General features: G+C 58.9%; 20 protein-coding genes. 2 read left to right on the top strand and 18 right to left on the bottom strand.

Features of this window, described 5'->3' with window-relative positions; genetic code table 11:
* Position 1: 1 nt before the first annotated feature.
* The 11 genes from DW112_RS03805 to kdpA form a co-directional block, all read right to left on the bottom strand.
* On the bottom strand, positions 2–1,129 hold the full coding sequence (locus DW112_RS03805; RefSeq protein WP_117583360.1) for a hypothetical protein: 1,128 nt from the start codon (positions 1,127–1,129) through the stop codon (positions 2–4).
* A gap of 184 nt (positions 1,130–1,313) precedes the next feature.
* Complete coding sequence (locus DW112_RS03810; protein WP_118328363.1) at positions 1,314–1,976, bottom strand: response regulator transcription factor; 663 nt, start codon at positions 1,974–1,976, stop codon at positions 1,314–1,316.
* 50 nt (positions 1,977–2,026) lie between these two features.
* Complete coding sequence (locus tag DW112_RS03815) at positions 2,027–3,364, bottom strand: glutamine synthetase family protein (RefSeq protein WP_118328364.1); 1,338 nt, start codon at positions 3,362–3,364, stop codon at positions 2,027–2,029.
* A 126-nt stretch (positions 3,365–3,490) separates the two neighbouring features.
* A complete protein-coding gene (locus DW112_RS03820; RefSeq protein WP_117797077.1) occupies positions 3,491–3,985 on the bottom strand; it encodes a type II toxin-antitoxin system RelB/DinJ family antitoxin in 495 nt (164 codons plus the stop codon).
* Positions 3,986–4,027: 42 nt separating this feature from the next.
* Positions 4,028–5,050, bottom strand: a complete 1,023-nt coding sequence (locus DW112_RS03825) for a LacI family DNA-binding transcriptional regulator (RefSeq protein WP_158549297.1) — start codon at positions 5,048–5,050, stop codon at positions 4,028–4,030.
* A gap of 124 nt (positions 5,051–5,174) precedes the next feature.
* A complete protein-coding gene (locus DW112_RS03830; RefSeq protein ID WP_117583366.1) occupies positions 5,175–5,867 on the bottom strand; it encodes a GntR family transcriptional regulator in 693 nt (230 codons plus the stop codon).
* 542 nt (positions 5,868–6,409) lie between these two features.
* Entirely contained in the window at positions 6,410–7,663 is a 1,254-nt protein-coding gene (locus tag DW112_RS03835) for an ATP-binding protein (RefSeq protein WP_117583367.1), read from the bottom strand.
* Between the two features lie 663 nt (positions 7,664–8,326).
* A complete protein-coding gene (locus DW112_RS03840; RefSeq protein ID WP_117583368.1) occupies positions 8,327–10,276 on the bottom strand; it encodes an NAD(P)/FAD-dependent oxidoreductase in 1,950 nt (649 codons plus the stop codon).
* Between the two features lie 248 nt (positions 10,277–10,524).
* Positions 10,525–11,115: a potassium-transporting ATPase subunit KdpC gene (gene kdpC, locus DW112_RS03845; RefSeq protein ID WP_117583369.1), complete on the bottom strand. Its 591-nt coding sequence runs from the start codon at positions 11,113–11,115 to the stop codon at positions 10,525–10,527.
* Between the two features lie 12 nt (positions 11,116–11,127).
* A complete protein-coding gene (gene kdpB / locus DW112_RS03850; protein ID WP_118328365.1) occupies positions 11,128–13,188 on the bottom strand; it encodes a potassium-transporting ATPase subunit KdpB in 2,061 nt (686 codons plus the stop codon).
* A gap of 16 nt (positions 13,189–13,204) precedes the next feature.
* Entirely contained in the window at positions 13,205–15,028 is a 1,824-nt protein-coding gene (kdpA, locus tag DW112_RS03855; RefSeq protein ID WP_118328366.1) for a potassium-transporting ATPase subunit KdpA, read from the bottom strand.
* A gap of 333 nt (positions 15,029–15,361) precedes the next feature.
* Here kdpA and DW112_RS03860 point away from each other — a divergent pair, with 333 nt between their 5' ends.
* Together DW112_RS03860 and DW112_RS03865 are read left to right on the top strand one after the other, a co-directional pair.
* Positions 15,362–18,097, top strand: coding sequence for a sensor histidine kinase KdpD (locus DW112_RS03860; RefSeq protein ID WP_118328367.1), 2,736 nt, complete (start codon positions 15,362–15,364; stop codon positions 18,095–18,097).
* Positions 18,090–18,794, top strand: coding sequence for a response regulator (locus DW112_RS03865; RefSeq protein WP_118328368.1), 705 nt, complete (start codon positions 18,090–18,092; stop codon positions 18,792–18,794). The genes DW112_RS03860 and DW112_RS03865 overlap by 8 nt, the downstream gene beginning before the upstream one ends.
* 295 nt (positions 18,795–19,089) lie before the next feature.
* On the opposite strand, the gene DW112_RS03870 is transcribed toward DW112_RS03865, so the two are convergent.
* The 7 genes from DW112_RS03870 to DW112_RS03900 all read right to left on the bottom strand — a co-directional run bounded on the left by DW112_RS03870 (position 19,090) and on the right by DW112_RS03900 (position 25,353).
* Positions 19,090–19,290, bottom strand: coding sequence for a hypothetical protein (locus DW112_RS03870; protein ID WP_035136858.1), 201 nt, complete (start codon positions 19,288–19,290; stop codon positions 19,090–19,092).
* A gap of 175 nt (positions 19,291–19,465) precedes the next feature.
* A complete protein-coding gene (locus tag DW112_RS03875; RefSeq protein ID WP_118328369.1) occupies positions 19,466–21,793 on the bottom strand; it encodes a ferrous iron transporter B in 2,328 nt (775 codons plus the stop codon).
* A 123-nt stretch (positions 21,794–21,916) separates the two neighbouring features.
* Positions 21,917–22,138, bottom strand: coding sequence for a FeoA family protein (locus tag DW112_RS03880; RefSeq protein ID WP_006234774.1), 222 nt, complete (start codon positions 22,136–22,138; stop codon positions 21,917–21,919).
* A 40-nt stretch (positions 22,139–22,178) separates the two neighbouring features.
* Positions 22,179–22,421, bottom strand: a complete 243-nt coding sequence (locus tag DW112_RS03885) for a FeoA family protein (protein WP_022094360.1) — start codon at positions 22,419–22,421, stop codon at positions 22,179–22,181.
* Positions 22,422–22,610: 189 nt separating this feature from the next.
* On the bottom strand, positions 22,611–22,859 hold the full coding sequence (locus tag DW112_RS03890) for an HPr family phosphocarrier protein (protein ID WP_158559602.1): 249 nt from the start codon (positions 22,857–22,859) through the stop codon (positions 22,611–22,613).
* A gap of 421 nt (positions 22,860–23,280) precedes the next feature.
* Entirely contained in the window at positions 23,281–24,744 is a 1,464-nt protein-coding gene (locus DW112_RS03895) for an amino acid permease (protein ID WP_118328370.1), read from the bottom strand.
* A gap of 153 nt (positions 24,745–24,897) precedes the next feature.
* Entirely contained in the window at positions 24,898–25,353 is a 456-nt protein-coding gene (locus DW112_RS03900) for a hypothetical protein (protein ID WP_117765414.1), read from the bottom strand.
* Position 25,354: the final 1 nt, after the last annotated feature.

A 25,354-nucleotide genomic window follows, 5' to 3' on the forward strand; every position in this document is an offset into this window, starting at 1 on the left:
ATCAACCCTTGCAATATGTGCCATCGTGAGACGTGTAAATTGATACGTCATATGGAAGAAACTGTAGCTGGTTTGTCCATCCATTCCAAACAACAAGCAGGTACTTCTTGGCATTCGAGTATGTGTTATGCATTGCCACGTAGCCCACAACTGCCATTGCGTGCCCGCTGCCATTTGACCGGAGCCTTCCAGAGAAAATACTCAGATTCCCCGAGTCGGTATTCACCCTAAAGGAATCCCATGACGGATACCAAACGAATGACGTCTCAAGCTCCTTGCCTCGTCTTGCACAAAACTCCTTTAAGGCCGGAGCGGGTTTGTCAGGAGAAGTCTTGCCTTGAGTAAAGTACAGACCAGTCGCTTGATCATATTTCTTTTCTTCTTCTTCCCATGTCCCCGACAGCCTCCAAAGCTCCGAGTATAAATCGGACAATTTAAGGCGGTTCAAAGTCACATAGTGACTGCTAACTGCAAACATTGCCGAAACAGCGCAAGCATAAGTCCCCGTTTCTTTGATAACTTCTGTTTGCGTTGGCGTTATTATTCCCGAAACCGTTTTGCTCGCATCAACAACATATCCCTGTTTATACAAATCCTTGGCAGATACAAAAACGTCATCGAAATGTTCCGGCGATCCGCTGCGATTGCCTCCCGAGGACAATTTATTTGGTACTTTTTTTCCACTTGCGTCTAAAACAATGTTTTTATCTAAGTCGGCAACGCCAACAGTTAGCTCGTCAATCTTTAACGCAACGACGTTATCCGAGGATGCGAGGAGTGCAATTTCTTCGCTTGCACTCTCGATAGGTAAAAGAGCGTTCGGAGCCAAGCAGTATTCGCTGATCCACCAAGATCGCTCTGAATCAAATACGACGTAGCCATAGTTAACGTCATCCCGCTTCGCACGAACGATATACCCGATTGATTCCCCATCGGAATTCACCATTTTTACTGGGTCACAAGCGGTCACCGGCTCATCCGATACATCATCAAAGAAAGCCTGCGCTTGCTCCACAGCTATTTGCGGTGTGACACGGACCAAGTCGTCGTCTCCAAAAACTAACCTTGGAGACATCAGGGCGGCAAGCAACACTATGAATCCGACAATCACCTTTCTCGAATAACGCATTTCTTCCTCCATCCGTGTAGTAGGGAGATACGGTAACTAGATGATATTTGCTAGATAGTGTTATACGTTTGATATTGTTTTTACTGACACACTTTTAATCGGTGAAAGGTCTTCTTTTCGCCCTAAACGAGAAAAGGGTACTGGTGAAATCTCCGGTACCCTCACATTGCCCTCTATTTACTTGCTAGTCCTTAAACAGATAGCCCACGCCGCGGACGGTGGTGATGTGTGCCGCGATCTGCGGGCCCACCTTGGAGCGGATGCGTCGGATGTGCACGTCGACGGTGCGCGTGCCGCCGCAGTACTCAAAGCCCCACACGCGGTGCAGCAGCACCTCGCGGCTGTAGGCGCGATTGGGATGCGTCGCCAAAAAGCTCAGCAGCGAGTACTCCATCAGCGTCAGGTCGATGGGCTCGTTATCGAGTGTCACCTGGTAGGTAGCCAGATTAATCTCGAGGTTATCGATGTTGAGCACATCGTCGGCGGTGACGGTCTCCTCCTCGCCCATCAGGCGCTGCACGCGAGCCTTAAGCTCGTTGGGCGTCGCCGTGGGGCACACAAAGTCGGCATGCGCGTGATTCGGCAGGCGCAGGGTACCGAGCGCCTCATCGTCGACGATCACCAACATGGGGACACCGCCGCGATCGTCAAGCCACTTGGCAATCTGATCGATGCGGTCGCTGCGGATGCCGTCGGAATCGAGGATCAGCAGGTCAAAGTCGTGCGCCGCAGTTGGCGAATCAGGGGTTGCCAGGCTCACCTCGACACCCAGGGTAGTCGTCAAGCTGCGGGCAAACTCGTGGAAGCGCGTCGTGCGCGCCATGAACAGGGCACTCTTTTCGGACATATCGGCCTCCAAAGAAATGAGCTCAATCGTACTGGAACAAGCCAGCGCGATTAGGAGTTCGCCAGGTAGTGCTTGATCTCCCACTCGGTGATCGTAGACTCAAACTTATGCCACTCGTCGCGCTTCTTTTTGAGGAAGAAGCTGTGAATGTGCTCGCCGAGGGCATCCTTCATAAACTGCGAGTCCTCAAACACGTCGAGCGCCTCTTTGAGCGAGCGCGGCAGCGGCGTGTAGCCGGCGTCGACCATCTGACGGTCGGTAAGCTTGAGCGTCTCGGCCGTGGCCTCGGGCGGGAGCTCCAGCTTGCGCTCGATGCCGTCCAGACCAGCCGCCAGCGTGACGGCGTTGACCAGATACGGGTTGGCCATGGGGTCGGGGCTACGCAGCTCGATGCGCGTGGACAGCTGCTTGCCGGGCTTGTAGACCGGAATGCGGACCATACTCGCGCGGTTGCGCAGGCCCCACGTGGCGTACTGCGGCACGGAGTCGCCGCCCGTGGTGATGCGCTTGTACGAATTGACCGTGGGGTTGGTGATGGCGCTGATCTCGCGCGCGTGCGCCAGGATGCCGGCCATGTAGTGCTTGGCGATTTCGGAGAGGTGGTACTTCTCGTCGTCCTCGCCCCAAAAGACGTTGTTGCCGTCATGGTCGAACAGCGACTGACACAGGAACATAGCGCTGCCGTCCTCACCCGCCAACGGCTTGGGCATAAAGGAGGCGTGGCACCCGCTCTCGTAGGCCTGCTGCTTAATGATGAGCTTGGCCGTGGTGATGGCGTCGGACATGCTCAGGGCCTCGGCGTGACGCAGGCTCATACCGTGCTGCGAGCGGCCGGCGGCATGGAAGGTGTACTCCACGGGCACGGACATCTTCTCGAGCGTGAGGACCGTGTTGCGACGCAGGTCGCGGGCGGCATCGCTTACCGAAAGATCGAAGTAGCCCACGTTGTCGAGCGGCTCGGGGGTGTGCTCGTCGGGGAAGTAGTAATACTCCAGCTCGGCACCCACGTTAAGCAGATAGCCAGCCTTCTCGGCCTTGCGGAACATGCGGCGCAGGGCATCGCGCGGGTCGCCGGCAAACGGCTTGCGATCGGGAGTGCACACGTCGCAGAACACGCGGGCTACGCCGTTGTGGCTCGGGCGCCACGGCAGGATCTGGAAGGTCGAAGCATCGGGGAACGCCAGCATGTCGGCTTCCTCGGGCGTGGCAAAGCCCTCGATGGCGGAGCCGTCAAAGCCAATACCCTCCTCAAAAGCGACCTCGAGGTCCTCGGGGCTAATGGCAAAGTTCTTGAGGCGGCCGAGAATGTCGACAAACCACAGACGCACAAAGCGGATGTCACGCTGCTCTACAGAGCGGAGTACGTAATCGATGTTCTGCTGGTTCATGTCGCTCCCCTTTCTTTCGGGCGGGTTTCGACTGGTCTATATCGCAGATACTATCGCAGAAAAATGTTTCCGCAGGGTTAAAGCGTATCAAGCGCTCAAAAAACGTGTGCGAACAGGCTGTCTGACTTACGCGCGATCATAAAGGATCACTCCTTCGCGCTCGATTACCGCGGCAAGATCGTCATCAAGATGATCACTCGAGACGAGATCAACCTGCCTCCCGGTTTCCTTGCGCACTGCCTCGCCAAACGCCGACAACGCAAAAAGACCAAAGCCCTGCTCGCGATCGACTTCGAGGCGCAAGTCGATATCACTATCTGCACGCGCCTCGCCACGGGCATACGATCCAAATAGGATCACGGTTTTGATGGCGGGAATCGGGCTGGCTGCCTCGCGGACGGCGGACTCAATCTGAGCGGTATCCAAAATGCCCGCTGTGGCGCTTTCGCTCGCAGAGCTTTTACCGAGTGAAGGCACAAACGGCAGCGAGCGCTCGCGCAACATCTGCCTCATGAACATATTGACCGCAACGGACGAAGTCATGCCGAGTTCTTCGCACAGCTCGGCAAATGAATCTTTAATTGACGAGTCCACTCGAACACTCAGCACAGACGCAGCCATGGATACCTCCTGTATGACATTGTCTATATAATATCACACAGACTAGCGCGAGGTCGAAGCGCGGTGTTCGATGTGACCGGGGATCTCGATGCGCTTGGGGGCGAGCTTTGCGGCGTCGCCCACCGTAGTGGTAACGACGTCGATGCGCTCGGACAGACGCTCGATTACGCGCTCGGCGATGGTGTGGGTGTCTTGCGCGGCCGTGGTCACACCGCCAAAGAGCACGTGGTTCCAGGGGTAATCGTCAAACGTTGCGATCTTAAGGCCCGCCGGCAGCGAGGGACCCAGCTGCGCCAGTGCCTCGGTCAGGCGCAGGAAGACCAGGCCGTTGACGGCAATGAGGCCGAGCTTTTTACCCGCATAGCCGCGGATGGTCTCGTCCAGGCGACTGACACCCTCGGCACCACCGTCCGCCAAGGTGACGACCTCGCCGGCCAGGCCGCGGCGCGAGAGCTCGTCGGCAAACGCCTCAGCGCGCTCACGACGCACGGGGCTGTCATCGCTTGCCTCGGTAAGCAGGCACAGACGCTCGCTGCCCGCAGCAGCCAAGGCGTCTACCAGGCCGGCGACCAGCTCACGGTTGTTAGATGTCACCAGATCGATGCCGCCATCGGCAACATCGCGGTCGAGCAGCACAACGGGTAGGCGTCCCGCTGCCGCGGCGATCGCCTCGTCATTGCCTCCGCAGGTGTTGACGACCAGGCCGTCCACGCCGGCATCGATAAGTCTGGTGAGCGACTCCGCTTCCTTGGCGGGGTCGTTGCCGCTAATGGCCGTCATGAGCGAGCAGCCGCGCGCGGCGGCGCTGGCGGAAAGCCCTTCGAGCATGGCGCTGGAGAACGGGTTGGCGATGTCGGCCAAGATTACGCCGATGAGGTTGGCGCGCGAGCTGCGCAGATTGCGTGCGGCGGCACGTGGGCGATAGCCGGTGCGCTCGATAACCGCCGCGATGCGGGCGCGGGTCTCCTCGGTCATCTGCCCGGGGCGGTTATTGAGATAGCGCGAGACCGTGGCCGGGCTCACGCCCGCCTCGGCGGCAATGTCCTTAATCCTCATCTGCGCCATAGCGCACCCCGTTTCCCAATTGTCAGCAATCTGAGCCATTTTAGGCATTTTTTAAAAATCTCGGTTGCAAAACGCTGTAGGTGAGCAGCATCGTTTTTGTGTCTCGAGCAGATGCGGCGATGGGCTAGATTGACGAGTCTTTCGACAGCTCAAAGTAGTCGGGATGCAAGGCGATAACCGGGCCCTGTTCCTCGGGCATCAGATGCAGGTGCGTCTCTGCCAGGTAGCTCGCCGCGTCGGTATCGCCCTTCTTAATGGCCTCGAGAATTCGGCGATGCTGCCGACGAATCGGCTCCCAATCCAGATCCTGCGACACCATACGCAACCAGTTGTATCGCTCAAAATGTGTGTTGACGCTCTTCATCCAATCCCACAACATGTGGCGGCCGGCAATCTCAAAACACGTCTCATGGAACAGGTTGTCCAGATCGAAAAAGCGACGCGTTTCGCTATGGTCGAGCGACTCGGACTCGGCAAGAATCCGCTCGAGCCGCTGCTTTTGCTCGGGCGTGACGGCAGAGCAGCATTTAATGAGCACGCTTCTCTCGAGTTTCTCGCGCAAGAAACAGGCGTTCTCGGCGCGCTCCATGCTGATTTTTGAGACATAGGTGCCGCTTTTGGGACGCGTTTCCACCAGCTCCTGCTCACGCAAGCGCACAAAAGACTCGCGAATGGGCGTGCGCCCGATTCCCGTCTCCTTTTCCAGACCAATCGCCGAAAGGCGCGTGCCGGGCTTGAGCTCGGCATAGATGATCTTGGAGCGCAATGCGTTGTATGCCTGATCTTGCAGGCTCTGATTATGCTGGTGTTGTTCCATAAAGCCCTCGGATGAAGCTCACGGTTTGTCGAATTTCACCACGTAATACTATCGCATCGACACGCCCCAGCTCCCAATCAGTCTTTTTGGGACGGGGCTCTTTTAGCTACCCTGGCCCGCAGATCGGCCCCCCCTTGCCACAAAAGTGGCCCATCTATTACGTTAACACGGATAGCCTCGGCCATACCGAAAACCGTGAAAACAAAACCGCAGGTAGACAGCTTGTCGATTTTCGAAAAAACCGACTATGGTTGACCCCTGCGGCTTAAACGTAGTAGATAGGCCCTTTTCGTGGCGCAGCACTACTGCACCCCAAATTGGCACCCCGAGCCTGTTATAAGTTGCTGTGAAATACGGACGGTTGATAATCAAGGGTTGAAAATCAAGGCGCGCTATACGGCTTGCTATATCTCACTATACTTTGCTGTACGTCGCTGTACTTTGCTATAACTTGACAATAATCGGCCCATTACCATCCGGGATATAACGGACCCCAAGCCAACGCTGGCTTGGGGTCCGTCTTGTACCATGGCTCTTTTGGACTATGAGCGCTCGTATTTCGTGGCCCGCCCGGTTCCCTGCCTTACGATTGCATTCCGTTCAAGCAGAGATTCGAGTGCCGCCAACGTCCGCATGCGGCTCAGCCCCGTCTGTTTTTCAATCTCGCTTCGCGACATAATTCGCCCGCCCGACAAGGCCTTGAGAACCTGGACCTCTTCCTCGGACCCTTCAAAGGCATCGGTAACGGGCAATGTGACGGCCACCATGCCGCCGCGAACATCAAAAATTGGTTGATTGATCGAATCGCGATAGGCACGTCTAATGCGCGCAATTCCCGTACCAAATTTCTCGATGTAATCCAGCTTTAAGAAGGCCTCTGCAACGATGGGGTTTCTGAGCACGGATATCTGCCCATACAGGTATTGTTCCGTCGTCAAACCGGCGGGCAGCGATCCGGGGGAGGTCACAACGACGCGATCATCGTACAGGGCAATTTGAACGTTCGCTCGAACGTCCCACGTCCGATGCACTAAAGCGTTTGCAACAGCTTCGCGGAATGCCTCAAGAGGAATTCGATCGGTTTGGACGCGCTCCATCCCTTCGATACGCTCATAACGGTAGTAGCGTGCAAACATAGCCACCGCCCTGTCCGCCTGCTCAATTGCGGATACATTTGTCGCCGCCTCGCGATCCAAGATCACATCCTCGGTATCGCCAAAACGGACGCAGTCGATGCCTGGAAAATCATTCTTATCCGCTAAAATCGCCGCGGCATTGGTATAGCCATCCTTGCCGAGCAAGCGGAGCGTACGCAAGATATCCGACGTTAGCTCGGAAATGCCGAGGTGTTCAACACACTTATGCTCGAGCGTATGAAAGCTCAAGTCCTGGCGAGCCGACGTGAGCGCGTCGAACGTTACGTTGCTGCCTTCGAGCGTCAGCCTGCCATACTCAAACCGGTCGACCTCCACCGTTGCCGAATCGTTTCGCCTGTAGGCCTTTCCCTTGCTTCGATAGGGTTTGTCCTGTCCCTCATAAACCGTAAGGATTACGGTCCCGTGTTTCTCATCGGGCTCGAGCGTGTAACGGGGAGCGGGGTCCAAGCTGTCATTAATCATGTTCTCGATGCGGAGACACTCTGCGACCGGATCTGCAAGGCCGACAACCACGCCCTCGTCATCAACGCCAAACTCAATCTTGCCCGTCCCATAGTTTGCATAGGCGCTCACCGTTTTAAGAAACGTCGGCGTAACGCTTTCCTTGTATTCGACTGTAGGGCTCTCTCTAACAACCATATGCACAACCCCCTCGTTTCGTACCATTCATAACCGTATTATAAGACGAAAACCGTTTGCGTACTGATTTATATAAGACGCAAACTGTTTTCGTCTTGATTTGCGTACGGAATTAAGACGCATAATTTCGCTTTCGTATGGCTCAATACCGGACGCAGACTGTTTTCGTCTGTCAATACGTCTGAAATCCAAACGAAAAGAGCCCCGAGCTCGTATGAACTCGGGGCTCTTTGTGCCGCACATCTATGAGAGGAAAAATTCGATGCGTACGGGCGCTACCCCATGAAGCCGCCCTGGGATGGCGGCAACCTCGCCGTTACCCGTCTGATGGGTGTGCTCAAGGCATCCGTTCCCCTCTTTATCGACGTAACGGGCAAAAAAGTTCGTCGAGGAGACCATCCGCACGCACCACGGTGTGGCCGACGCCATTGAGACGCGCAACCCCACCGCCGCTCACGATGCGATGTATCTGCACCTGGTCTACAACCGCAATATGATTGCGGAAAGCACACAAACAAAAGGCATTTAAGGCTCGACAATAATCTTTCTTTGATAAAACGCAGGCAGCGAGCGCTTGCGTTTTATCAAATGGTGCAATGGGGTCAGGTTTACATGCATCAACTTAGCGCAAAGTAACCTGGCCCCCACGCAACAAAGGGTTAACTAGAGCTCGCAGGCAACCTTGTAGCCATCGCCGATGGCGTCGCGAATGTTACCGCACTTGTTGGCATCGCCCAGCACGTGGGTGGCAACACCGGCTGCAGCCAGGTCGTCTGCCAGCTTGGTATTGGGACGATAGCCCATGGCAAGCACCAGCGTATCGGCACCGGTGATGGTGTGGACCTCGCCGTCCTTCTCGTAGCTGATAGCATCCTCGGTAATCTCGGTCACCTTGGCCTCAGTCAGCACGTGGACACCCTTGGAGAGCATGCGCGTGATGAGCACCGCGCGGCCGGCACCGCCCTCGTTGGCGGCGAGCGTCTTGGTCATCTCGATGACGGTGACATCGCGATTGGCCGGCGACAGGTCGTTGACCAACGGGGCCAGGTAATCGGCCGTCTCGCAGCCGACGGTGCCGCCGCCCACGATGACGATCTTCTTGCCCGGAAAAGCCTTGCCGCCCAACAGGTCGTCAGCCGTCATAACCTGCTTAAAGCCCTGCATGAAGGCCGGAGCGATGGGCTCGGCGCCATAAGCTAGGACGACCTCGTAGCCGGCGTAGTCACGCTGAATGTCCTCGGCAGTAAGCTCAGTGCCAAATACGCACGTGACGCCGGCCTCGGCCAGGCGACGGTACTGGTACTTGATCACACGAGTGAGCTCCTGCTTTGCCGGCGGAACGGCCGCGATGCGCATCTCGCCGCCCGGTTCGTCCTGCTTATCCACGAGCACCACGTTATGGCCGCGCTTGGCGGCAATGTAGGCCGCCTCCATGCCAGCGGGACCGGCGCCCACGACGAGCACGTTCTTGGCCTCGGCGGCAGGCTCGTAGCCGGCCTCGTCGCGCTCGACGTCCGGGTTGACGGTGCAGGAGATGCGCTTGCCAAACATGATGCCGTTCAGGCAGCGCAGGCAGCCGATGCAGGGACGGATCTCGTCGGCGTTGCCGGCAGCCGCCTTATTGCAGAACTCGGCATCGCACAGATTGGCGCGGCCCATCATGCAGATGTCGGCGGCGCCGTCCTCGATCAGCTCCTCGGCGATCCAGGCCTCGTTGATGCGGCCGACCGTGGCAACGGGAATGTTGACGTGCTTCTTAATCTCGCGCGAGCAGGCGGCATGCGAGGCCTGCTGCGTACCGGCGGCGGGAATTGCGGAGCCACGCTTGATGGTGGTGCCGCCCGACACATGAATCATGTCGACGCCGGCCTTCTCCAGGCGACGCGAGACGTAGATCATGTCGTTGAGGGTCAGGCCGCCATCGGTGTACTCGTCGCCCGAGATACGGACGTCGATAATGAAGTCCTTGCCGCAGCGCTCGCGAATCTCGGCGATGACCTCGAGCAGGAAGCGCATGCGGGCGTCGAGCGAGCCGCCGTACTCGTCGGTACGCTTGTTGTAGAGCGGAGTCAAAAAGCCGCCGAGCATACCGTGGGCGTGCGCCGCATGGACCTCGACGCCATCGACGCCGGCCTTCTGCATACGCACGGCAGCGTCGCCGAACTGATGCGTGAGCTCGTGGATCTCGTCAACCGTGATGGGACGCGGTGCCTCGCGGGCATAGGACGGGCCCACAAAGGACGGGGCGATCAGGCGCGGCGTGCCTGGAATGTTAAAGGCCATGTAGGCGGGGTGGAAGAGCTGCGGCATGATCTTGCAGCCGTACTCGTGGACGGCCGCGGCGAGCTTTTCCCAGCCGGGGATAAACGTGTCGTCGTAGCAGCACATGTCACCCGGCAGATAGGTATAGGTGGGCTCGACCGTCACGACCTCGGTGATGATGAGGCCCACGCCGCCCTTGGCGCGGGCGCGGTAATGATCGACCAAGTCGTCGGTCACATAGCCATGATCGGCCAGGTTGGTTGACACTGGCGGCATAAAGACGCGGTTCTTGACCTCGGTCGTACCGACCTTGATCGGGCTAAAGAGCATTGGATAGGCAGAAGACTCCATGCAGGCTTCCTTTCGTTTGAGCCGCTCGGCGGCAGTTACTAACGTACTTATCGTATCAGTATCCGCCGCATTCGCACTCGCTCGCACTCCCCACCTTCAATCCCGACCCTCACAAAAAAGTTGCGGTGGAATACGGAGTAGATGAGACTTTTGACAGCCAAAACAGTCCGTATTTCACCGCAACCGATGGGCGGGGTGGAATTGAGGGCTCAGATAGTCAGTCATGCCCTCATCCGCCACTCCCTCACTTACAGCGCGCCGTCCAGCATAAGGTTCACCTTGAGCACGTTAACCGTGGGCTCGCCGAACACGCCGAGGAAACGGCCCTTGGTGCACTGGGCGATGATCTCGCGCACCTCGTCTTCGCTCTTGCCCGTGGCCTTGGCAAGGCGCGGGACCTGGTACTCGGCGGCATCCGGAGAGATCTCCGGGTCGAGGCCGGACCCCGAACACGTCACCAGGTCGACGGGCACAGCGTCCATATCGGCATCGGAGTTGGCGGCGCGAATCTTCTTCACGCGCGCATCCACAAGCTGCCGATACTTCTCACTCGCCGGGGACAGGTTGGACGGGGCACCATACGCCATGAGCTCGCCGTCTTCGCCTTCGACAATTGACACGTTCTGGATACGACCCCACATGTGGGCTTCGTCATCGAAGTTCTGGCCGATGAGCTCGGAACCCACAACCTTGCCGTCGACCGTAATAAGCGATCCGTTCGCCTGGTACGGAAACGCAAGCTGCACGACGCCGGTCACCACGAGCGTGTATCCCAGGCCGCAGACGATGGTAAACAGCGCGAACACGCCAAGTGCGCGCGATGCGATACCTTTGAACATACAAACCTCCGTCTACATCATGCCAATGCCGAACAAGGCCAGCAGCATGTCGATAATCTTGATGAATACGAACGGCGCCACGATGCCGCCCAGACCCCACACCAGCAGGTTATGGGTCAACAGCTGGCCGGATGGAACCTCGCGGTACTTGACGCCCTTGAGAGCCGCCGGAATTAGCGCGACGATGACCAGCGCGTTGTAGATGATGGCGGACAGCACGGCCGTCAACGGGTTGGTGAGGCTCAGGATGTTGAGGGCGCCCAGTCCCGAATAGATCGGCGAGAACAGGGCCGGGATGATAGCGAAGTACTTCGCCACGTCGTTGGCCACCGAGAAGGTCGTGAGCGAGCCGCGGGTCATGAGCAGCTGCTTGCCAATACGCACGACCTCGATGAGCTTGGTGGGGCTGGAGTCGAGGTCGACCATGTTGCCGGCCTCCTTGGCAGCCTGGGTGCCCGTGTTCATGGCCACGGCGACGTCGGCCTGGGCCAGAGCGGGCGCGTCGTTGGTGCCGTCGCCGGTCATGGCGACCAGGTGACCCTCACGCTGGAACTCGCGGATCTTCTCGAGTTTGCCTTCAGGGGTGGCCTCGGCCAGGAAGTCGTCAACGCCGGCCTCGGCGGCGATTGCCGCGGCGGTGAGCGGATTGTCGCCCGTCACCATGATGGTCTTGATGCCCATCTTGCGCAGGTCGGCGAACTTCTCCTTAACGCCGGACTTGATGATGTCCTTGAGGTACACAACGCCCAGCACGCGGCAGTTCTTGGTCACGACCAGCGGGGTGCCGCCGGCCTTGGCGATGCGTTCGACGGCCTCTTCGCACTCCTGGGAGAACACGCCGCCGGCTGCCTCCAGATAGGTGCGCACGGAATCGGCAGCGCCCTTGCGGATCTCATTGCCCTCGTAGTTCACGCCGGACATACGCGTTGCCGCGGTGAACGGGATGAACTCCATACCCTTATCCTCGAGCGTGCGGCCGCGCAGACCGAACTGCTCCTTGGCGAGCACGACGATGGAACGGCCCTCGGGGGTCTCGTCGGCCAGCGAGGAAAGCTGGGCGGCATCGGCCAGCTCCGCGGGATCGACGCCGTCGACCGGGATGAACTCAGCGGCTTGGCGGTTACCCAGGGTGATGGTGCCGGTCTTGTCGAGCATGAGGATGTCGACGTCGCCGGCGGCCTCGATGGCGCGGCCGGACATGGCCAGCACGTTGGCCTCGTTCAGACGGCTCATGCCGGCGATGCCGATGGCGGACAGAAGGGCGCCGATGGTAGTGGGAGCCAGGCACACGAGCAGCGCCACGAGCGTGGTCACGGCCGTGGGGTTGACCATGTCGTTAAGACCGACCGAGAAGCAGGAGTAACAATACAGGGCCAGCGTGACCAGGATAAAGACGATGGAGAGGGCCACCAGGAAGATCTCCAGACCGATCTCGTTAGGGGTCTTCTTGCGCGCGGCACCCTCGACCATCGCGATCATCTTGTCCAGGAAGCTCTGGCCGGGCTCACTGGAGATCTTGACGATAATCCAGTCGGACAGCACCGTGGTACCGCCGGTAACGGCAGAGCGGTCGCCGCCGGCCTCGCGGACCACGGGGGCGGACTCGCCGGTGATGGCGGACTCGTCAACGGAGGCAGCGCCCTCGATGACGTCGCCGTCGCCGGGAATCTGCTCGCCGGCGCGTACGATCACCAGGTCGCCGCGCGTGAGCTCGGTGCCGGGAACGACGGTGAAGTGCTCCTTGTCCTCAACGGACTCGATGCGATGGGCCTCGACATCCTTCTTGGCCGCACGCAGGGAATCGGCCTGAGCCTTACCGCGGCCCTCGGCAAGCGCCTCGGCGAAGTTCGAGAACAGGTCGGTGAGCCACAGGATGACCGCGATGGCGACCACATAGTAGGTGGGCACACCCGCGTCCTGCACACCGAAGATGGAAGCGACGGCCAGGACGGAGGTCATGACGGCTGAAAGCCACACCAGGAACATGACCGGGTTTTGAATCTGGACGCGAGGGTCCAGCTTGGCAAACGAGTCGCGGACCGCGCGGCCCATCATGTCTTTTTGCATAGTCATAAATCTGCGCCCTCCTTTACGCAATCATCTGGAAGAACTCGGCAACGGGGCCAAGCGCCAGGGCCGGGAAGAAGCTCAGGGCACCGATCAGCAGAACGATGAACACGAGCAGGAATACGAACATGCCGTTGGTGGTAGACAGGGTACCGGCGCTCTCGGCGACCTTACCCTTCTTGGCCAGCGAGCCGGCGATAGCCAGCGTACCGATGATGGGCATGAAGCGGGCGAACAGCATCTCGAGGCCGAGCATGACGTTGATCCAGGGAATGTTGCAGTTCATACCTGCAAACGCCGAGCCGTTGTTGCCGCCGCATGAGGTGAAGGCATACAGCACCTCGGAGAAGCCATGCGCCCCGCCGTTGGAGAGCTGGTCGGCAAGACCGGGCACCATGCAGGCGATGGCCGAGCACACCAGAATGGCAAACGGAGTTGCCAGGCACAGGACAACTGCCCAGCGCATCTCGCCCGGCTCGATCTTCTTGCCCAGGAACTCGGGCGTGCGGCCGACCATAAGGCCGGCGATGAACACTGTGAGGATGGCGAAGCCGATCATGCCGTACAGGCCGCAGCCCACGCCGCCGAAGACGACCTCGCCCAGAGCCATCTGGAGCATCTGGACAAAACCGCCCAGCGGGGTGTAGGAGTCGTGCATGGAGTTAACCGAGCCGTTGGAAGCGGCGGTGGTGTAAGCCGACCACGTGGAGGAGGTGGCGATACCGAAGCGGCTCTCCTTGCCCTCCATGTTGCCGCCGGCCTGGCCGTCGGTCATCTCGATATTGACCGCTCCGCCATCGGCCAGCTGCGGGGTGCCCGCATGCTCGTTAACGGCGATGATGCCGGTAAAGACCACGAGCAGGATAAGCATCGCCGCGAAGATGGCCTTGCCCTGCTTGGTGTTCTTGACGCCGATACCGGAGGTGAAGCAGCAGGCGGCCGGGATCAGCAGCAGGCTGGTCATCTCGATGATGTTGGTGAAGGCACTGGGGTTCTCATACGGATGGGCTGAGTTCACGCCGAAGAAGCCGCCGCCGTTGGTGCCGGACTGCTTGATGGCGACCTGAGGAGCCGCGGGACCCTGGGGCAGGAACTGCTCGGTGACCACGCGCGCACCCTCGACAACCTTGCCGTCGACCTTGACCGTATCGCCCTCGATCTGGGCGCCGTCGATGACGCTCCAGCCGCCGTCTGCATTAGGCTGGACAGCGACGGGCTCTACGAGCTCAGCCTTCTGAGCCGGCTGGAAGTTGGAGATGACGCCACCGGCAGCCAGGCAGATGCCGAACACGAGGTTCAGCGGGATGAGCACATACAGGACGGTGCGGGTGAGGTCGACCCAGAAGGAACCCAGACCCTGCTCCTTGACCTGACGGAAGCCGCGGATCAGCGCGAACATGACCGCAATACCGGTGCCGGCGGACAAGAAGTTCTGCACGGTGAGGCCCATGAACTGCACAAGGTAGGACAGGGTGGTCTCACCGGAATAGGATTGCCAATTGGTGTTGGTTATGAAGGAAGCGGCCGTATTGAACGACAGGTCCCATGACACACCCGGCAGGTGCTGGGGATTGCCTGGCAAGAAGGGCTGAAGCGCTTGGAGTGCCACAAGGGCCACGAGGCCGATCCCCGAAAAGACCAGCACGCTCGCCAGATAGCGCCTACACCCCATCGGCTCTGCCGCGTCGATGCGAAGCAGACGATAGACGCCACGCTCCACAGGAGCAATCACAGGCGACAGGAACGTATGCTCGCCATCCATGATATGGGCCATGAACCGACCGAGCGGAACGGCCAGGACGACGAGCACGGCAAAGTACAAGATGTACTGAATCGCAGCGTCCATAGTTTACGAATCACTCCTCATCAGAATGTAGATGTAATAGATAAGGAGTCCGATGCAGACGACTCCGATAATGGGAATGAGGATGTCCATTACCGCCCCTTTCACGCGCGGTCCGATGTCTCGGACGCCTGCTCTCGCAAGCGCCTGGGGACAGTAAACGCTTCTAGAGATTAAAGAGGCGTGAGGGCCGGGGCTCACGACCTTAAGATGCCGTAAAGATGCAGGTAGAAAGCACTATTGCGGCTGCAGTGCGCCTATACTCGACCTCGCGAGCATACAGTGGCGTCCTCACCGCGTATGCACGCATGGACAACGTTTCAGAAAGGCTACGCTATGCAGCGCGACGCATCGGACACTCGCGTCAATCCAGACCTCATCCTCAAGGCAATTGAGAAAGACGAGGTCGCCGATGACGCTCGAACCAGCCGGGGACACCTCAAGATTTTCTTTGGCTACGCTGCTGGTGCAGGCAAAACCTATGCGATGCTTCAAGCCGCCCACGCCGCCAAGCGGCGAGGTGTCGACGTCGTCGCGGGATACATCGAGCCGCACGAACGTCCGGCAACTGCCCATCTTGCACAAGGGCTTGAGAACGTGCCCTGTAAACTCATCGAGCACAACGGCATTGCGCTCAGCGAGTTCGATCTAGATGCGGCTATCGAACGCGCCCCTCAGCTCATCCTTGTCGACGAGCTCGCCCATACGAATGCGCCGGGGTCTCGCCACGACAAACGCTATCAAGACGTCGAGGAACTTCTACATGCAGGCATCGACGTCTATACGACCGTGAACGTTCAGCATATCGAGAGCCTAAACGACATGGTTGCATCCATCACCGGCGTTGTCGTGAGCGAACGAATCCCCGACCGCATCTTCGATGATGCCGACCAGGTCGAGCTCGTTGACATAGAGCCCGAAGACCTACTTGAGCGCCTTCGCGCCGGCCTCGTCTACCGTCCCGCACAAGCCGAGCGAGCGCAACAGCATTTTTTTACCGTCGAGAACCTCACCGCACTCCGAGAAATCGCGCTGCGCCGCTGCGCCGATCGCACCGGCCACCTCACAGACGCCGCACGCGTGCTGGGAAACCGTGACTACTACACCAGGGAGCGTATCTTAGTCTGTGTCTCCCCGGCGCCGACCAATCCCCGCATCGTCCGTGCCGCCGCACGCATGGCGAAAGCGTTTCGCAGCGAGCTCGTCGCCCTGTTCGTAGAGAGCCCGCGCACGCAAGCCATGAGCGATGATGAGCGCGCCAAGCTTGCAGACAATATCGCCCTAGCCGAGCAGCTCGGAGCACATATGGAAACCGTCTATGGCGACGACGTCGCGTTTCAGATCTCCGAGTTCGCGCGCCTGTCGGGTATTTCGAAGATCGTCATGGGGCGCACGGGCGAGCACAGCAGCGTCCGTCAGGCCCTCTTTGGCCGCAAATCTCTCGTAGAACAGCTCATAACATTCGCCCCGAACCTCGACATTTACATCATTCCAGACCAGTCGACTCCGCCCTCCCGACCCAAAGGACGCCGCCATGCGCTCGCCCTGCAGCCGCCCAGCAGCCGAAACGTGCTTCGCACGCTGGCCCTCTCTCTTGTCGCCACGGCGATCGGCACGGCTTTCCGCCATCTGGGATTTGCCGATTCCAGCATCATATCCCTCTATATCCTCACGGCCCTGCTGACCGCCGTCACCACGACGGGGCGTATCTGCACGATCGTATCGAGCGTGCTCTCTGTAGTGCTTTACAACTTCTGCTTCGTAACGCCTCTGTTTTCGCTCGCCAGCTACGACCGAAGCTATCTGGTCACGTTCGGCATCATGTTCGCTACCGCTATGGTCGCCGGCGAGTTAACTGCGCGCATCGCCGACAACGCCCGTACCTCCGCCGAGAACGCATTCAAAACGCGCGTACTCCTCGAAACGAACCAGCTCTTGCAGCAAGCCCATAGCGCGGAGGAGTGCGCCCACGTCACCATGAACCAACTCATCAAACTGCTAAAACTCGACGTGGTCTTCTACTCCGCCGAACACGGCACGCTCGGCAAGGCGCTCCATGAGTCCGCTGGCACCGAAAACCGATCCGCGTCGCTGCTCACCGACTACGAGCGCGCCGTTGCAACCTGGACCTACACCAACAACAAGCGCGCGGGCGCAAGCACGCGGACCCTGCCCGAGGCGCGCTGCCTCTACCTCGCGGTTCGCACCGGCGACAAGGTATTCGGTGTCATCGGCATCGACCTGGAGGGGCGCGAGATCGAAGCCTTCGAGCATTCGATCGTCCTATCTATCGTAGGCGAATGCGCCTTGGCGCTCGAAAGCGACCGGGCGGCGCAAGAGCGCGAAGAGGCTGCGGTCTTGGCGAAAAACGAGCAGCTGCGCGCCAACCTTTTGCGCTCCATCGGCCACGATTTGAGGACACCCCTCACGGCTATATCCGGATCTGCGGCAATCCTTCGGAAGAGCGACGAGAAGCTCAGCCTCGAACAACGCTGCGATCTTGCGGATGCCATCTACGACGACTCCCTCTGGCTTATCGATACCGTGGAGAACCTCCTCGCCATCACACGCGTCGAGGATGGCACCATTCGCCTCAACTTCACATCCGAGCTCATCGACGAGGTCATCGAGGCCGCCCTCAGCCATGTCGCCCAAGCATCGCATGGACGTACCGTCACCATCGAGCACACTGACGACATCCTGCTGGTACGCATCGACGTCCATCTCATCATGCAGGTGCTTACGAATCTCATCATGAACGCCTTCAAATACACGCCCGAGGACTCGACTGTCACCATCAGCGCACGTCGCGAGGGCGCGTTCGTCGTGGTGGACGTCGCAGACGATGGGCCGGGTGTGGCAGACTGCGACAAGCCTCATATCTTTGAGCGCTTCTTCACCTCAAGCAATACGCGGCCCGTGGATTCGCGTCGAAGCATCGGCCTTGGGCTGTCGCTCTGCCGCTCCATCGTGGAGGCGCATGGCGGCGCCATCGAAGTTCGCGACAACCACCCCCATGGGGCCGTCTTCCGTTTTACCCTGCCCGCCGAGGAGATCGAGATTCATGAATAATGCCGCTAAGCCACGCATCCTCCTGGTCGAAGATGACCTGACCGTTCAAAACCTCGTTTCGACCGCGCTTGACCTCCACGGCTATGTCGTGAGCAAGGTTTGCAACGGCCAGGCCGCCATCATGGATGCGGTGTCGCACGGCCCTAGCCTCATCATGCTCGACCTCGGCCTTCCCGACATTGACGGTATCGAGGTCATCACGAAGATCCGAAGCTGGTCGGCAGTCCCCATTATCGTCATTTCGGCGCGCTCCGAAGATTCCGACAAGATTGCAGCACTTGACGCAGGGGCAGACGACTACCTCACCAAGCCCTTTTCTGTGGATGAGTTGCTCGCGCGCGTCCGTGCGAATTTGAGGCGCTCATCGATGGCGTCGAGCGAGTCGACAGAAGCGAGCACGTTCGACAACGGTCCGCTGCATATCGACTACGCCGCGGGATACGCGACGAAAGACGGACGCGAGCTCTCGCTCACCCCAACCGAGTACAAATTGCTCGTCCTTCTGGCGAAAAACGTCGACAAGGTGCTCACCCACACCTTCATCACCCGCGAGATATGGGGCACGAGCTGGGACAGCGATCTGGCGAGCCTGCGCGTGTTCATGCGCACCCTGCGCAAGAAGATCGAGGCAGACCCCTCTCACCCCAAGATGATTCAGACGCACATGGGCGTCGGGTACCGCATGCAGCGTCTCTAGCCCACCCCACAAAAAGTTGCGGTGGAATACGGAGTAGATAAGGCCTTTGACAGCCAAAACAGTCCGCATTTCACCGCAACTGATGGGCGGGGTGGAAGAGGAGCAGGTAGTTAGTCATGCCTTCGACGGCGAGCTTGGCGCCTGCCACGGCATGGACCACGGTGAGCGGGCCGTTGACCACATAGTTAGCGATACCCCAAAATCACTCTTTAACTCACCGCGCTCGCCCCCATATGTGCAAAGCGCCCCGCGAACGGATACTCGCGAGGCGCCTGGATGCCTGGATGTCCGGGCCTTATTTGATCCCGCGGCCCAAGTCTTCGGCAATTTTGTCTACGCCCTTAAGTGCGGCGCAGGTCTTTTTGTTGGAGCAATGTCCCGTGCAAACGCCACCTTGAGCGCAGTCGGCGCAGGTGCCCTTGCGATAAATGCGCACGCACACGGCGACAAACGCAATACCGATAACAGCCAGTACAACAATATCGATAGGTGCCATAGCAAGCCTCCTCTAGTTAACCATCACTTACTTTACCCCATTCTCAACCTACCAAAAAGGGACAGGTTTATTTTAGTCGGTTTTATCTGCGGAAACGTCACATCTCCCCCACCAAAAAGCCCGAGTGTCACTGGGACACCCGGGCTCGTAGAAAGGGGCTAATCCTTATTTGGACTTAAGCGGAAACTGCGGCGGAAGCAGTGTTGGTCTCGTCCTCGTCGGTCCATGCATGCTTGGGCATGGGACGGAAGATCTGGAAGAGCATCGCAGCCAGCAGCACGATGGCCACAACCGTCCAGATACCAAACTGCCCAAGAACAAGCAGGTTATAGAACTGGTTGATGAACAGGCCGATGACCCAAGCAAAGGCACACTCGTAGCCGATGGCAATCGCGGTCCACTTACCGGAGTTCATCTGGTTACGGATGGTGCCGATAGCGGCAAAGCACGGAGCGCACAGCAGGTTGAAGGCACCAAAGGCGACGCAAGCGCCCATGGTCGGGAACATAGCCGCAAACGCGGTCCACAGGCTCGGGTCGGTCTCGCCGGCGTCGGCAACGGACAGCAGCGAGCCGGCGGTGGCGACAACGTTCTCCTTGGCGACGAGGCCAGAGACGGTCAGTGCGGTGGCCTGCCAGGTGCTAAAGCCGAGCGGGGCGAAGATCCAAGCGACCAGGTTGCCGAACATGGCAAGCACGGAGTAATCCATGAACTCCTCGGGGATGCCCTCCATGGAAGGCAGGTAGCCAAAGGCGCCGTTGTAGCTACCAAAGTTGGAGAGGAACCAAACGACGACGGTGGACGCAAAGATGACCGTGCCGGCCTTCTTGATAAAGGCGAAGCAGCGCTCCCACACGTGCAGCGCCCAAGAGCGGATCGCCGGGAAGTGGTAGGCAGGAAGCTCCATAACAAACGGCGTCGGGCGGCCGGCGAAGAGCTTGGTCTTCTTGAGCATGAGGCCCGAGGCAATGACGGCAAAGACGCCCAGGAAGTAGAAGAGCGGGCTGATCCACGCAGCGGTGGTAGAAGAGTCGCCAATGATGGAACCCATAAGCAGGGCGATGATCGGCAGCTTGGCGCCGCAAGGGATGAACGTGGTGGTCATAACCGTCATGCGGCGGTCCTTCTCGTTCTCGATGGTCTTGGTAGCCATGACGCCGGGGACGCCGCAGCCCGAGGACACGAGCATGGGGATAAAGGACTTACCGGACAGGCCAAAGCGGCGGAACACGCGGTCCATGATGAAGGCGACGCGGGCCATGTAACCGCAGTCCTCCAAGAAAGACAGCATCACAAAGAGCAGGAACATCTGCGGGACGAAGCCCATGATGGCGCCGATGCCAGCCACGATGCCGTCGCAGACCAGCGAATCGACGAGGCCACCGTCCTCGGTACCGCCCGCCACGAGAGCGTCATGCACCGCGGTGGTGATACCCGGGACATAGGGGCCGTACTGTGCCGGGTCGACCGAGTCGGCGTTGTCGCCCGCAGCCTCAACAGCTGCGTCATAGGCGTCGCGACCCTGACCGAGCACGTACCAGCCGTCGGTGCCGAAGAGCTGGTCGTTGGTGAAGTCGGTCACCGTGCCGCCCAGGGTGGAAACGGCGATGTAGTACACGCAGAACATGATGACCACGAAGATCGGCAGGCCCAGGATACGGTTGGTAACCACGCGGTCGATCTTCTCGGAGGTGCTCATCTTGGCCGGAGCCTTGGTCAGGCACTCGTCGATGATGTGGGCGATCACGCCATAGCGCTCGCCGGTGATGATGGACTCGGCATCGTCGTCGCAATCCTGCTCGCACTGGGCGACCAGCTGCTCCACGCGAGCGGCCTTCTCCTTGGTAAGGTTGATGAGCTTGCAGGCGTCCGCATCGCGCTCAAACAGCTTGACAGCGTAGTAGCGACGCTTGTTGGCGGGAACGCTCGCCGGCAGGTTATTCTCGATGTGGGTCAGAACGTCCTCGATGGAGGAATCGAACTTGTGCTCCGGCACCTGGCCCTTGGAAGCAGCAGACTTCTTGACCTGCTCGAACAGCTCCTTGATACCCTTGTTTTTAAGGGCCGAGATCATCATGACCGGGCAGCCAAGCTTCTTGGAAAGCTTGTCCGTGTCGATCTTGTCGCCGTTCTTCTCCACGAGGTCGGCCATGTTGAGGGCCACGACCACGGGCAGGCCGGTCTCGATGACCTGAAGTGCCAGGTACAGATTGCGCTCAAGGTTGGTCGCGTCGACAACCTGGACGACCAAATCGGGCTCGCCGCTCATGAGGTAATCGCGTGAGCACTGCTCCTCGGGGCTGTAGGGGGAAAGCGAGTAGATGCCGGGGAGGTCCGTAATCGTGACGTTCTTGTCACTCAGGAGCTTGGCTTCCTTTTTCTCAACCGTGACACCGGGCCAATTGCCAACGTAGCCGTTGGCGCCGGTGATCAGGTTGAAAAGCGTGGTCTTGCCGCAGTTGGGGTTACCCGCCAGCGCGACATGGATCTGAGAATCCGCCATTCAATCCTTCTTCCTTGTGTGCCCGCGCTGCTTTCTCCGCGCAGGCTGGATAATGTGCTTCAACGTTGCATTGCAGAGTTAGAAAAACCTAACTTTACCTGCAAGAATACATGCCGCTGGCCCTTACTGGACCTCGACGACGGCAGCCTCCTCCTTGCGGATGGAAAGCTCGTAGCCGCGCACGTTGATCTCGACCGGATCTCCGAGCGGTGCAACCTTAACGACCTTAAACGACGTGCCCTTGATGAGCCCCAGGTCCATAAGGTGACGGCGCAGTGCACCCTCACCGTGAAGCTTGACGATGGTAGAGCTCTCGCCCACCTTGACGTCACCCAACGTCTTCATGTACTTGTCCCCCTTTCAGCTTTTTGCGAAATGCTGCGAACTAACCGACGGTCATGATGTGCATGGCAACCTTGGAATCGATACCAAAGCGTGCACCCAGCACCGTGACGATGATATTGGCGCCACTCGAGCTCACCACGTGGATCTCGTTGCCCTCGACAAAGCCGAGGTCCTTGAGATGGTGCTTCATATCCTCATTGCCCTTTACGCGAGACACGCGCACGGTTTCGCCCGCTTTTACCATCGAAAGCGGCATAGCCGGCATCTGCGGTCCGCAAGACATGAGTGAGCTCCTAACGTCAGTTCGTCCTCAACATCGACGCAGCAAAAGTTAACCACGTCTATGTTCGCTATAGTAAACTAGCACGTGGTTAACTTTTTGGAAAGGGTCCCCATTTAGATTTCGAAAAAGTTTCCTATACGAAACAAAAAGGCGCGGCAAAGAGCTGTCCTTTGCCGCGCCCTGTCATGCTTAGAGCGAGAGGTTTCTGATCGATGTGACGCAGGAAGCCTCGTCTACGCCCGAAACGCGGAAGATGATGTCCTCGCCGCACTCGCCGTAGAGAGCCATGAGCCCCATTACATCGCGGCCGTCGGTATGGCGATCGCCGATACTGACCGATACGTTGCTACGATGCTTGGCAATGATGTCGTAAAGCAGCGCAACCGGGCGGGCATGCAGTCCCAACGGATCTTTAATCGTCTTTGTAAACTCGACCATGTCCCCTCCCGCGGCATCGCACATTCGGCCGGCAAACCCAACCACGTGGTAGTTATTGTAGCGTTAGATGCTTGTCGAGAGCTCCTCTGAACACCTCGTGGGCAAAAAGTGGCAAATATGAGTACTGTCACCGATTTAGTAGCAGCAAAATCGCGAGCAAAGTGCCTGCTTTGAGCGATTCGAAGAGGTTGAAAGCCGTCAAACGCCCTTTAAAGGGGGTTAGATAAATTGATTTTGAGCCCGTTTTTGCTCAGAACAGGCCGAAAAATATGACACCTCTTTTGCAACAGTACTCATATTTGGCATTTTTTGACCACGGGGTCCAAAACCATGCCCCAAAACACAAAAGGAGGGGCCTCGTAAGGCCCCTCCTTAGGAAAGGGAATCGATTTATTCCACAGCCGTAGATTAATCCTAGCCGCTACTCCATCATGTCGAGGACGGAGGGGCGAAGCTCGTTCTCGGCGGCCTCGGGATCGGTCTCGCGCAGGCGGTTGATGTAGCGGTTGTACCACATCACGGCAAGGCCCAGGAAGACAACTACACCGCCAACGTTGTAGACCAGCGTCAGCCACAGAGGCTGATCGAGCGGAATGGTGCCGCAGATAAGCACGAAGCAGAAGACAACGAGCAGGAAGGCGGCAATGACCAGACCGAAGGTGCGCGAACCCATACGGAAGTCGCGGGGCGCAGCGTCGAAGTTCTTGCGCAGCATAAAGTAGGCAAGCAGAATCAGCAGCGGCGGGAGCAGAGCGGTGGCAGCCGTCATGTTGGTGACGATCATGAGCAGGTCGTCTAGGTTGCCGGAGCCCAGGGCCGGGATGATCAGGATGGGGACGACGATGGCGAACTGCAGCCAGGCAGCGCGGGCAGGAATGCCGTGCTCGTTGAGCTCGACGATCTTGCTACCAAAGACGCCCTTGGGGATCTCGGTGAAGAAGACCTTGATGGGAGCAGAGGTCCACATCATGAGGGAGCCCAGCGTGGCGGCAAGAAGGATCAGGCCAATGACGCGCGTGGGCACTTCCATGGGAATGCCAAAGTGGGCAAAGACAGCGCCGAATACGTCGAAGATACCGGTGGAGATGGCAACGCCGCCCTCGGGAATGAACAGGTTGACCAGCAGCGAAGCGCCTGCATACAGAAGGCCGATGGTCAGGCCGGCGATAACGACGGTGCGCACGAAGGCCTTGACGCCACCCTTAAGGTCGTTAAGGAACACGCCGACAGACTCAGCGCCGCCAACGCCCTGGATGATCCAGGCAAGCGTACCGAAGAAGCCCCACATAGTTGCGAAGTTGCTCGTGTCGGGAGCCATGTTAGCGGGGGTAGGAGCCGTAGCGAACTCGACGCCGCCAAAGGCAGCAGCCAGGGACAGCAAGATGAACACGGCAGTCAGGCCGAGAGCCGCGGTCGAGCCGAAGGAGGAAATGGAGCCGATCCACTTAGCACCCTTGGTCGAAACCCACGTGGCGATAGCAAAGACGACGATCTCGATAATGGTGATCCACAGCTGCGAGAGCTCGGCATTGGCACCAAAGAACACGTAGCTCGCGTAGATGATGACGTTAGGCAGGACGGACGCAAAGTAGAACAGGTTAACGAACCAGTAGCTAAATGCCGTCAGGAATGCCCAGCGACCGCCCATCGAGGTCTTGACCCAGGCGTACACGCCCGACTCGGAGTCCTTGTTAAGGCCGACGAATTCGGCGGTAACCAGGGTATAGGGGACAAAGTACAAAAGCGTAGCGAAAAAGAACGACGGCGCAGCTGCCAAGCCGATGGCCGCGTTGTTGTTGATGATGTTCTTGATACCGAACACGGCGGCGACCGTCATGCCCAGCAGAGCGAACGAACCAATCGTTCCTCGTTTTTCAGAGCTCATAAGCCCTCCCAATCATCCGTTATATCTCATCTAAAACCGTCCGGACTGCAAGCGCAATCGTGGACGGCGCACCTGCTAAGGGGAATGGGGAAAAGGGAGTCAACAAAGCCATCCCCCTTAACGGCGCGAAGCAAACGTCCAAACGGACGAATACTACTTGTTGGGGAAGGAATAACCTTCAACCGTCACGTGCAGTACCACGACGCGGGAATCCGCGGCATCGGCCACGACACGGTAGGCCTCGTCAATTTCGACGACGGCAACGCCGCCGGCGGGAATCGTCACGGTCTCCCCCGCACCCTCAAAGCGCTCGCGATCATCGATATCGCTGTAAGCACGGATGCAGGTGAGGTCTGCCTTGGGGGCAACCTCGACGGTCAGGTCGCCGTCGAGCGGAGCGAGCACGGCATGGTAGCGACGGTGACCGACCAGATCGGCGGTAGCGGCCTCGCGGGCATAGACCCACCAGTACACCAACGAGTCGCCGATGGAGTAAGCCACGTCGTGCTGCAGGTCGGCAACGCCATCGAGCGCCTGACCGGTGCGCATCCACTTCTTGACGGACTTCATCTGAGCGTCGAAATCGGCGCGCGAGTTAAAGACATGCATG

The sequence above is a fragment of the Collinsella sp. AM09-41 genome, from assembly GCF_003473245.1.
Lineage (GTDB): Bacteria > Actinomycetota > Coriobacteriia > Coriobacteriales > Coriobacteriaceae > Collinsella.